The sequence below is a fragment of the Bacteroides parvus genome (genome assembly GCF_017309675.2).
Lineage (GTDB): Bacteria > Bacteroidota > Bacteroidia > Bacteroidales > Bacteroidaceae > Bacteroides > Bacteroides uniformis.
Genome location: NZ_CP084680.1, coordinates 3925910 through 3937583 on the forward strand (window position 1 = coordinate 3925910; position 11674 = coordinate 3937583).

Below are 11674 nucleotides of genomic sequence, written 5' to 3' on the forward strand. Positions count from 1 at the left end.
AGGTGTAACTTTTAAACATTATCCTTGGGATATCTTGACTTGATTCCCTAAGATACGAAAAATTAGGGACACGGGCAAGTTCTGGCTGAGAGAAGTTAGGGCTTGTCCGATTTTTTTGCAGACACAAAAAAGGCCATCTCAAACTCATTTTGAGACAGCCTTTTTTTCTATCTACCCACAATCGCCACCTTTATCACCCCCTCCAGCCTATTCTCAAAAATACGGTAGGCTTCATCAATTTCCTCTAATGGGAAACGATGTGTGATAAGTGGTGTGGTATCTATCTGTCCCGCCGCTATCAGGCGCAGTATCTCGGCACAATCGCACCCATCCACACCACCGGTCTTGAAGACAAGATTCTTACCATACATCTCCGGCAAGGGCAATAACTGAGGCTGGTCATAAAGCGCCACAATGGTGACAATGGCATTGGGACGGGCACACTCCCATGCCAAGCGGAAAGTATCTTCCGTGCCGGCAACTTCAAGTACGACATCTGCCCCACCATGGTCGCTATGCTTCCTCACAAAGTCTTTGCAGTTTTCCGGCCCAATGACCAGCACCTCCGGATAATGCTCGCGGACAAAACGGATTCTTTCGGCCGACTGCTCGCAGACAATAATGCGACTGGGCTTCTTCAGCATGGAACAAAGCAGGGTACAAATACCCGTCGGCCCGGCACCGATGATGAGTACAGTGTCTTCCTCGGTTATTTCGGAGATACGGGCGGCCCAGAAGCCGGTGGCCAACACATCGCCTACCAAGAGCGCCTGCTCGTCACTTACCGTATCGGGAATACGATTCAGCCCCTGGTCGGCATAGGGCACACGTACATATTCCGCCTGGCCGCCATCGATACGGCACCCCAAAGCCCAACCGCCATTGGGATCGGTACAGTTGTTCACATATCCGCGACGGCAAAAGAAACATTTACCACAAAAAGTCTCCACATTCACAGTCACACGGTCGCCGGGCTTTACCGACTCAACGTCGGCACCCACCTGCTCTACGATGCCCACCATTTCGTGTCCTACCGTAATTCCGGGTACAGCACGCGGTACGCTTCCATGCTTTATATGCAAGTCACTGGTGCATATGCTACCCAATGTCACCCGCACAATAGCATCGCGTGCATCCTCCAATACTGGTATCGGTTTCTCAAGCAATCCAAACTTTCCGTGTTCAATATAAGTATATGCCAACATAATATATGTTTTTTGAGTTATCACTTTTAAACGCGAAGTTGCCAGAAAGCAACGGCCGCCGCAGCCGCCACGTTCAGAGAATCGACACCGTGCGCCATGGGGATACGAACCACATAGTCGGCTCCCGCAATCGCTTCGTGCGAAAGACCATCTCCCTCAGTACCCATCACAATAGCCAACCGGGGCTCGGTCTTCAAAACGGGATTGTCTATGGAAATGGAATTGTCCGTAAGCGCCATGGCCGCCGTGCGGAAGCCCAACTCACCAAGCGTATCCAAAGGACCGTCCATCCACGTCCACGGCACAAGAAAAACCGTTCCCATTGAAACTCGGACCGCACGACGGTTCAGAGGGTCGCAGGAATTACGCGTCAACAGCACGGCATCCATGCCAAGAGCTGCTGCCGAACGGAAGATGGCCCCGATATTGGTGGTATCCACCACCCCGTCAATAACCACAATACGCCGGGCTCCCCGGCAGATGTCCTCCATACTCTTCGGAACCGGACGGCGCATGGCACAAAGAACACCACGTGTCAAGACGTAACCGGTCAGCTCGGCAAGCAATTCCCTACCGCTTGTGTAGACGGGTATATCGCCACAACGTTCAATGATTTCAGCAGCATCCCCATAGATGTGCTTGTGCTCACACAAAAGGGCCAAAGGCTCGTAGCCGGCATCCAGAGCCACCTTGATAACCTTAGGACTCTCAGCTATAAACAGCCCTTTGTCCGGCTCAAGGCGGTTGCGCAACTGGGCTTCGGTAAGGGTACTGAAGATCTCCACACCGGGATGAGTCAAAGATGATATTTCGATAATAGGCATCGGATGATTTATTATTTGACAATTACTATTTACAATTCATAGCAGAAAGCCCTATAACCCCTTTATTGTCTTCATCAGTTGTTCTCCCAGTCCGATGGTATATCCTTGCGATACAAAGACCACCCGATTGAAAGTATCGGCTATGATGAATATCGGCAGGCTCTCTTTATGCTTCAACTTCATGCTTTCTGCAATCTGCGCAGCGATACCGTCCGTATCTATACCATAAATAATGGTAGAGGGCAAATCGGGGAATGACTCGCGGGCGAACTTGCCGGCTTTGGCCTCATTAGGGAACAGCAACACCATCTTACGCCCCCACTTCTCCAAATCAGCCTTGAATGAAGCGATATCGCGCAACGCATGATTGGTTGGCTCTTGGTTGACACCCAGAATGCCTACGACAAAGTAACCGCGCCCACAAGCCTGCAGCAGACTCTGCCGGGCTGCGGAGCCGGCGTCCGGCAGCGGAGTGAAGAGAGACTCCGAATTAAAGTTCCCGATAACCTGCACCTCATCCTCGCTCTCGCGCATCACCAATTCAATTTCCGTTGTCTTCTCCGGCAGAATATTGAAAAAGGTGGTTTTAGAAAGTACCGTACCGCTGGCAAGGCGTGTACCTGTCACCAAAACATAACCTCCGGCCTCCAGAGCAGTTCCTTCCCTCAGCAGGCTATTCCAGGTAGTACCACCGCCCATATCCGTATCGCCTTCGTCATAAGAAAGCAACTGTAAACTACCCTGCGGAGTCAGTTTGGAAAGGGTGAAATGAGAATAGTATTTCGGGTTGTCCAACGAACGGATAGGCTTATAGGAAGCCACTAACTTTCCCTTCGAAGCAATTCCTTCCGCCATAAAGACCGGCTCTTCCGGATGATGGTTCAAGTCCACATCCGTCACACCATCATCCCCTATCAACTGTACTTTGCCGGTCACTCCGTTGATACGGGCAGGGATTGCCATGCTGCGTGCCATGGAGACGAAGAAAATGTCACGGCTATGGGCATCAGCCACACGGGCCTTCCAGACCCCTTCTGGAGAAATGGGAGCCCCTCCCAGATTACAGTCATTGTCTACCCGGATATTTTGGGCCACCCATGCCACCAGTTTCATCGGTTCTGCCTTGTATGCCTCAGCATCTTCCTTTGAGACGGCTTTCTTGAAAAAGCCTTTATAGGGGGTCAGCATCTCGTTGCTTACGCGTGGATTGCGCACATATCTGCGGAAATGGTCGGCATTCTTGCACATACGGGATTGCATGTGGTCCATCAGAACTTCCAGCGTAACGTCGCGGAGGTCTTTTGCCGAAATCCGTTGGAGCAGGTCCAGACCTCCTCTTTTGGACTTTTCAGAGCGCAACCGTGCCATGAAGTCGGCAATGACCCGGTGGTTTCCTCTGGAAGCGACCAGTATCCGTGAAACGGCATCTTCGTCGAGCTTGTACTGCCGGGCAAAATAACGTGCTGTCTCATCCGTCATGAACATAGACACATAAGCGTTGCGGATGGAATCTTCATGAACCATGCGGCGGTCGTTCGCCGCACGCTGTTCGGGCGTAACCGTCGGTAACTCCGCATTTTCGGGTGGCGGCACAAGTTCAAAATCTACCGCATGGCCGTCACCGACAGTCTTGTCCATCTTCACTGTCAGTTCATGGTCCTTGCCGAAAGACAGTTTGGCATAACCGAACTTTCCGTCTTTGGAGGCCCATACCAGCATGTCGCCTTTGCCAGCCGTCAAGGAAGCTTTTCCCTCTTCATCACTCTGTTTCCGGGCCACAGTATAGAACTCCGCATAATTATAGAGTTTGAACTCCACACAGGCATCAGATACCGGATTGCCTTGCCCATCCGTTACCGTAACGGTGGACTTGGCTGTCGCTGCATAGTTACCGATTACATTGATTTCCGTATAAGTAGGAGTGACGGACATCACTTCCTCCGCTCCTTCATAACGTCCGAAGACCTTGGTATGCATCAACATACCGCGACTGGCCGGAGCATTGAACCAGCCAAGGTTGAGTACCGGTTCCGGTTCGCAGGCTCCAAGAAAATACCATTTCCCGTCTGCCCATGCTTCTACCCACGCATGATTGTCGTCCGTATGCGCCCACCGGGGGGTGTAGACCTGACGGGCAGGAATGCCCACCGAACGCAAGGCGGCAACCAGCAAGGTAGATTCCTCACCACAACGCCCGTATGCCGTGCGTACCGTTGCCAAAGGCGAACTGGTACGGGCATCGGAGGGAGTATAGATAGCCTTCTCGTGGCACCAGTGGTTCACCTCCAGAATGGCATCATAAAGGGACAGAGACTTGACACGATTCTTCAGTTCTTCGTAAAACACTACCCGTGCACTATCCAGATGCTCATTGTTCACCCGCACCGGAAGCACGAAATGACGGAACACCTCCTCGGGCACCGTTTCTCCCCAAGGCATTTCCTCGGCCGCCTTCCGAGAGGCTCGCACATTCATCAGATGAAATTCGCCGGGGTAGTCGGTTATGTCTGCCAAAGGCATATAGGCATAGAGAAACTCCAGTGCCTCACGCTCATACGGCGTCAGGTCCGCATCGAAAATAGCGAACAAATCACCCTGCGGTAACCTTTCCTTTTTTTGATTGAAGTCCTGCTCCACACGTTGGCGGTAAGAAGCGTCTGTAATGAAAGAACGTCCGCCACAAGAGGACAGCAGACATACCACTCCAAGAAATCCCAGAAGTCGTGCAACTCGTTTCATAATCCTTATTATTGAGGTTGAGCCACAAAAATAAGGATTATATTTCAATTTTTACTTCAGATGTATCACCAAAGTCATGTCTCCGGAGAAAATGAAGCTACATTTGGCATAGGACGGAGGCCCCATCATGCCTTCGGCATCATTGCTGAAACCAAACTTCTCCGTAGGGATGCCAAAAGCCCCGCTATCCAGCTTCCCGTTTCCATTCTCATCCTGGAAAAGGGAAATGGCATACGTGCCCGCAGGAAGTCCCTGGCAAGGGATGGAGAGCGACGTATCTTTTACATCTATCCGGAAAGCGGTCAAGGGTTTCTTCATGAACGCCTCTTCCGAGTTATAGAGGGCGACGTAGAGATGTCCCTCCACCTTTTCAATGTCACGCACTTCAATGGTCAGGTTCTGAGCAAAAAGCATCTGGGCAACACTTTGTAACACAAACACTAAAAAAATAATCATTGCTTTCATCTTTGTTCTTTTTTAAAGAGTTATCATTAGAAATTGGATACATCGTAAGCAGCCTTCTTCCCCAAAGTGACGTACACTCCTACATAAAAGAAACGGTCTTGGGAAGCCAGGACAGCCTTGTTGTCTACTTTGCCAAACTCATTCTTGCGACCGAGGATATTGCTGGCGGAAGCATGGATAATCACCTTCTTGCTCGCCAGAAAGGTCACCCCTAAATCCAAGCTATTATAAGGCTTCACTTCATCGTTCATCAACCCCGGCAGCAATGGATTATGATAGGGACGCCCCGTGCTGAAACGGTTCGTTAAGCTGATGATGGAGTGAAGACGGGGCAAGGAATATTTCACAACCAATGCCGCGTTATGCCGAGTGGCATACTGGGGAATGGTCAGCTCGGAACAACTCTGATATTTACGCTTGGAAATGTTATACGTATAGGACAACTGGTATTCCAGATTCTTTATCGAAATCCGGTCGCGGAAGAACAAGTCTACACCTCTGCTATATCCGTATCCACCGGAAGTCAGAAGTACACTCCCCGTTCCAGCATCTGTTTCTTCCAGAACCAAGCGGCTATAGTCTTTATAATAAAGTTCTGCCTTATAGAAACGTCCTTCATAACCGTATTGCATCCCCAGATTATATTGCATGCACACCTCGGACATCAACTTCCGGTTACGTACCAACCAGTCATTTTCGGGCAATTGCGTGTAGCGGCCCACTATGCCAGAGAGCATCATATCCCCCAAATAGTAATTTACCGCCAGACGCGGAGAAAAATTCATCTTCCGGTTCAGAGAAGTATACTCCGTACGGAAAGACAATTCTGCCTTCAAGCGCTCCAGCGGATAGTAAGCAGCCGAAAAGAAACCTGCACTGATAGTGGGGGACATTTGGTTGGCATCGTCTATGTCGGAGTATAGATAACAATTCCGATAGTTACGGATATAACTCTCCACCCCCATATCCAGGTGGAATACTGACGAGAAGCGCCTAGACATCTTAGTCTTCAAATGCAACTCCCACTGGCGTTCCAGCCAATTATCTCCCGAAACAGCAGCAGCGTTGACCTCCCGATTATAATAGGAATAAGCAGCCCCTGCAAACCAGTCCCATCCACCTGCCGCACGATAGCGAAAGGTAGCATTGACGTAGATGTTGTCTTCGGCCAGAGCGAACAATCTGCGTTCATCCCCCTCATAGGCAGAAAAGTCTGTCCGGTCATATTGCGCATAGATCTTAAAAACCGTCGCATCGCCGGGGGTATGACGGAACTGGGTGGCACCGGAAAACATCCGGTAGGGCCGCTCAAATTCTGTCCGTCCGGAATAAACCTTGTCATATAAGCTCAGATTCTGGTAATTCAGATCGACGGACAAGGAGCCACGGTCCAAAGTCTTGGTACCGCCCCCGCCCACACCGACTACGGAAGCATTCACGCCCACCTTATCCACTTTACTATAATCCTTGGTTTCTAAGGGCAGAACAGCCGAAAGAGCCTCTCCGTACTCCTGCGAAGCCCCGCCGGAAGCAAAATTCACCCCACTGAACATGAAGGTGGAATAACGACTACGCGAAGGGGTATTTATTCCATTGGAGGTATAGGGATTCAACACATGCATCCCATCAATGAAGGTCTGTGTCTCATAGCTGCTCCCACCACGTACCAGTAATTCGCCGGTCTCCCCCTGCACCTGCGTACCGGGCAAGGTCTGCAATGCCTTGTACAAATCACCGTTTGCACCGCCCACCGTGACTAGTTCCACCGGATGCATATCGCTCCACCTGCTATTGGCGGCAGGAGTCTTTTTCCCTCTTACCACCACTTCGTCCAGACCTATACTATCGATATTGAATGTCAGACGCACGGTATCCGTCACCGACTTCTGCGCTACGGAAGCTTGTACAAAGAGAAGTCCGCCCGTCATTAAAAAGATTATTTTCCACTTCATATCTTCATGTTCGTTATGTTTTCCTGCCACAAACATAAAGGAAGGACACGGACAAAAAAAATATCCGGGACAGACGACCCGGATATGTGACGAACAACCAACGACTTGTGACGAATGGCGTATCTCTGTGACGAATAGCTACCGCTTTATCTTGTTTTCTATCAGTGCTTTCACCTCCTTGGCATAGGCACGTGAAACAGGAATCTCCTCTCCATCTCCCTCCAGCCTCAACCGGTATCCTTGAGAGTTTCCGTCCACTTTCACCACCTTGCGGGCATTCACCAGAAAGGCTCTATGACACCGGATAATGAAGGGGCAGGCAGCAACCGCCTCCTCTGCCTGCTTCATCGTGGCACGCAACATCTTCCGGGTACTCTCTCCCTTCAGTCGATAATCCACCTTCACATAATTTCCTTCAGCCTCCGCATAAAGAAAATCTACGGCCTTCACTTCCAGCATATCTTTGGTGCCACCGGAAAACACCAACACTTCCTCCGGAGAAAACTCCTTACTTTCCGCCCCAACCTCTTGAGATGCCCTCTTTGAAAGGTGGCAATTTATCTCCATGGCTTCTTGCAGATTACGGGTCAGTTGCAAATTGCGATTCCACAGCAAGAAAAACACGACTGGAAAAGGTGCCAGTACCATTACCCAAGACAAAGCCAGAAAAAACAACCGCTTGTCCAGCCACATACCCATCAACCATGAATGATAGACCCAAATTCCCACCGCTATCAGTAACAGCATCAGCAACACGTCCAACACGTGTTTACCCAACGTCCAGTTCTGCTCTTTATAATAGGTGGGAAACAATGCCGGAAGCAGGTAAGTGAAGATGCTCGAAGCACCCGCCGCTATAAGTGCCGAACCGGCAACCACCCAAAATACACCTTCCTTTATCCGGGAAATACCGAAAGGTTGGAGTATATATAGTATCAGAAATATAATGACCGAAGGTATCACCACCGCTTTCCAACGTTGATAAAACATGGGATAGGGGCTCCGCCAAAGTTCTGTCAGTTTATTCATAAGTATTACCTCTCTTCTTTACATGGTAGTACATGCAAAGATATGTAATATATTTGTTATATACGGATTGCAAAATACAGTATTTCTAGAGAAAATGAAGAAAGAAACATAAGTTTTTATGTTATAGAACATATTTATCGCAAACATTTCGTATCTTTGCAGCGTTATAAGATAAAAGAAAAGATATAAAACCCGCTTTCCGAAACGCGGAGAGCACAAAAAGATGAGAATTATGAAAAAGAATGCAAATGAAATTTTTATGTTACAGTACCAAATCAAACGCTATCAAGCAATGGGTAATGGAACAATGTGCCAAACACTGAACGGTAAACTACAAAAACTGCTTGCAAAGCAGCCCCTTGTAACCATGTAAAAAAACACCTTTAAATACAATGAATGAAGGGCGGAGAACTGAAAAATTCCCCGCCCTTCTTCTTCTCTGGCATATTCCAAACCAACAGAAAATAACTCAAGCCGCAACAATATCCTTCCCGAAAGGAGTCAATGCCAGCCCTGCCAACTTAAAATGTTGAATACCGAAAGGAATGCCTATAATAGTGATGCACAGCAACAACCCGAATCCCAAGTGCGAAAGGCAAATCCAAATGCCGCCCAAGAATATCCAAAGAATATTCATCAGCACATAGAGGCAACCGTTGGAACGTTCCCCGCTACGAACCTCTTTGCCGAAAGGCCACAAGGCAAGGCTTGCCATTTTCAAGGTCTGCATGCCGAAAGGGATGCCAATAATGGTGAACATCATCAATAAACTTGCAATAAGATACTCCACAGCAGTGATGATACCTCCAAACATCAACCACAAAATATTCATAAAACAGCCCATAGCTTTCCTTTTTTTAATACTGAACACAAATATAGCATTATTTATTTGAATGGTCCGTCTCCCAGTCACTAAATTCAAAACTCAGCTGCTCCCAGACTCCTTTCTCCTCCCCCTCTTCACGGGGGTTGGAAACGGAAAGCCCAATCAAACGGATAGGATGATGTTCATAATCCACTTCCTGCAGCAATTGCTTTGCCAAAGGCAGAATCACGTCAAGGGCAACCAGCTCCTTTGTTTGGGTCATACTGCGGGTAATCTGGCTAAAATCATGAAACTTGATTTTCAGCGTCAGCGTATTCCCGCGGAAATTGGCGTGCTCCAGTCGCCCCACCAGCTCCACTGCCGCATGGTACAACTCTATAATGACGGATGAACGCTTGCTGATGTCCTTCTCCAACGTATGTTCACAGCCCACAGACTTGCGGATACGGACAGCCTCTACCGGACGGGTATCGATGCCACGGGCAAAATCATAATAGACTGTCCCCACTTTGCCAAACTCGCGGGTCAGCATTTCCAAAGACTGCATGCGCAGCTGTTCCCCGTTGTGAATCCCCAAGGTGTGCATCTTCTTCGCCGTTACCGGTCCCACTCCCCAAAAACTTTCAATGGGCAGCCGGGCAACAAAGTCCAGTGCCTGGGCAGGATGTATGGTGCAAAGCCCGTCCGGCTTGCGGTAGTCCGAGGCTATCTTGGCAAGAAACTTATTATAGGATATGCCGGCGGAAGCCACCAGATTCAACCTCTCCCGCACCTTCCGCTTTATCTCCTTCGCGATGTCCACAGCCAACGGAATGCCCGGTTTATTCTCCGTCACATCCAAAAAAGCCTCGTCCAGCGAAATGGGCTCGATGACATCCGTATATTCATGAAAGATTTCGTGTATCTGGCGGGAAACGGATTTGTAGACTTCCATCCGTCCCGGGATAAAGATAAGTTGGGGGCACAGCCGCTTTGCCTTCAGTGACGACATGGCAGAACGCACCCCGAAACGCCGTGCCTCGTAACTGGCTGCCGCCACCACTCCCCGCTCCTCCGCATGGCCCACGGCAATGGGCTTGCCCCGCAATGCAGGATTATCACGCTGTTCTACGGAGGCGTAGAATGCGTCCATATCGATGTGTATAATTTTTCGTCCGGTCATTCTTCTTTCAACTCCCCGATACAAAGATACACTAATTTTTCTTCATCCGAAGTATCCGCCGATAGACATAAATGAAGGCTGGTATTAAAAAGGCATCTGCAAAAATCCATGCAGTAGGGTCACCAAAACAAACGGCCAGATAGCCGAAAGCCGGAACAGCCAGCAGGCTGACCAGTATCCGGGCAATCATTTCCGAGACACCGGAAAGCATGGCAAGATTGGTATATCCCACCCCCTGGATAGTGTATCGCAGGATGCAGAGCAGTCCCAGAACCGGGAAAAAGGAAACGGAAATGTGCAGGAACAACTCCGTATTCTTTAAAATCTCCAACTCAGAGGCATCTACAAAGAGCAGGGCAAAAGTCCTGGCACCGAACATCAGTACACAGAAAGTGAACGCCCAATAAACAATCATCATCAGGGTGCTTGCCTTGACTCCCATCCAGATACGTTCCGGCTTGCCCGCACCGTAGTTTTGCCCGCTATAGGTGGCCATTGCCATGCCCAGACTCTCGAAAGGACACATGAAAAACATCTTGATACGCATGGCTGCCGTGAATGCAGCCACACAAGCCGTACCCAAAGCATTATTGGCGCTTTGCAGCATAATGCTGCCAATGGCAGTAATGGAAAATTGCAGTCCCATGGGTACGCCGATGTACATCAGTGTGCGTGCCAAAGCACCGTCGAATTTCCGCTCGGCAGGCGTTGTCTTCAGAATGTCGAAACGACGCATCATATAGATGTAGCACAATATGGCCGAGACGCCTTGTGAAAATACGGTAGCGATGGCAGCTCCTGCCACTCCCCAACCCAGTACCAGAATGCAGAACAAATCGAGCAGGATATTCAGTACCGTAGAGAGAAGTAGAAACCAAAACGGCGTCTTGCTGTCACCCAATGCACGGATAATACTGGACAGCAGATTATAGAAGAAAGTAAAGGGAACCCCGATAAACGTGACAAGCAGGTAATAATAGGCTCCCGTGAATATGTTCTCCGGCGTACTCATCATGTGCAGAATATCTGCACAGTAAATGCTGGTAACCACGGCAATGACAACAGACATCACCGCAGCCAGCTGCAGGCTGACAGCCACATAACGGCGCATCGTGACATAATCCCGCGCACCGAACTTTTGCGCCACGGGAATGCCGAAACCTCCGCAACAGCCATTGCAGAATCCCAGAATAAGAAAAACGACCGAAGTGCTTGCCCCGACTGAAGCCAAGGCGTTGATACCCAGAAAGCGCCCCACGATGGCTGCATCCACCAATGAATAGGTCTGTTGCAGCAGATTGCCGAGCAGTAAAGGCAAAGTAAAGTTGAAAATCAACGGAAGAGCCCGTCCTTCCGTCATTTCTCTGGATGTTGCCATAAATCTGATACCTCCGAAATTGGGTGCAAAAATACGAAAAGATAGCGTTTACAGACTTGACGAAAGTCAAATTTAATAGGGAAGCTTAAGGAGA

The 11674-nt window shown here is 49.3% G+C and carries 10 protein-coding genes; 1 reads left to right on the top strand and 9 read right to left on the bottom strand.

The annotated features are described in order from the left end of the window. Window positions 1-167: 167 nt before the first annotated feature. The 6 genes from JXR92_RS16210 to JXR92_RS16235 all read right to left on the bottom strand — a co-directional run bounded on the left by JXR92_RS16210 (window position 168) and on the right by JXR92_RS16235 (window position 8214). On the bottom strand, window positions 168-1205 hold the full coding sequence (locus JXR92_RS16210; RefSeq protein ID WP_117601679.1) for an alcohol dehydrogenase: 1038 nt from the start codon (window positions 1203-1205) through the stop codon (window positions 168-170). A 26-nt stretch (window positions 1206-1231) separates the two neighbouring features. Then, window positions 1232-2029 (bottom strand): TrmH family RNA methyltransferase, encoded by a 798-nt coding sequence (locus JXR92_RS16215; protein ID WP_117964208.1) that lies wholly within the window; start codon window positions 2027-2029, stop codon window positions 1232-1234. Window positions 2030-2080: 51 nt separating this feature from the next. Then, complete coding sequence (locus JXR92_RS16220; RefSeq protein WP_117964207.1) at window positions 2081-4768, bottom strand: transglutaminase domain-containing protein; 2688 nt, start codon at window positions 4766-4768, stop codon at window positions 2081-2083. 51 nt (window positions 4769-4819) lie between these two features. Beyond that, the gene (locus JXR92_RS16225) at window positions 4820-5233 is read right to left on the bottom strand and encodes a DUF2141 domain-containing protein (protein ID WP_117601676.1); all 414 of its coding nucleotides are present in this window, start codon (window positions 5231-5233) and stop codon (window positions 4820-4822) included. A gap of 26 nt (window positions 5234-5259) precedes the next feature. Then, entirely contained in the window at window positions 5260-7185 is a 1926-nt protein-coding gene (locus JXR92_RS16230) for a TonB-dependent receptor plug domain-containing protein (protein ID WP_117601688.1), read from the bottom strand. A gap of 138 nt (window positions 7186-7323) precedes the next feature. After that, window positions 7324-8214 carry a LytR/AlgR family response regulator transcription factor gene (locus tag JXR92_RS16235; protein WP_117964205.1) on the bottom strand — a complete coding sequence of 297 codons (891 nt, stop codon included), beginning with the start codon at window positions 8212-8214 and terminating at the stop codon, window positions 7324-7326. A 232-nt stretch (window positions 8215-8446) separates the two neighbouring features. Between JXR92_RS16235 and JXR92_RS16240 the strand changes: the two genes are divergently transcribed. Next, window positions 8447-8587, top strand: coding sequence for a hypothetical protein (locus JXR92_RS16240; RefSeq protein ID WP_165491341.1), 141 nt, complete (start codon window positions 8447-8449; stop codon window positions 8585-8587). 96 nt (window positions 8588-8683) lie between these two features. Here the strand turns inward: JXR92_RS16240 and JXR92_RS16245 are convergent, their stop codons facing one another. The 3 genes from JXR92_RS16245 to JXR92_RS16255 are packed head-to-tail and all read right to left on the bottom strand — an operon-like array spanning window position 8684 to window position 11580. After that, complete coding sequence (locus tag JXR92_RS16245; RefSeq protein ID WP_005832831.1) at window positions 8684-9058, bottom strand: YccF domain-containing protein; 375 nt, start codon at window positions 9056-9058, stop codon at window positions 8684-8686. Between the two features lie 37 nt (window positions 9059-9095). Next, complete coding sequence (gene dinB / locus JXR92_RS16250; RefSeq protein WP_117964204.1) at window positions 9096-10202, bottom strand: DNA polymerase IV; 1107 nt, start codon at window positions 10200-10202, stop codon at window positions 9096-9098. A 31-nt stretch (window positions 10203-10233) separates the two neighbouring features. Next, window positions 10234-11580 (bottom strand): MATE family efflux transporter, encoded by a 1347-nt coding sequence (locus tag JXR92_RS16255; RefSeq protein WP_044469012.1) that lies wholly within the window; start codon window positions 11578-11580, stop codon window positions 10234-10236. Window positions 11581-11674: the final 94 nt, after the last annotated feature.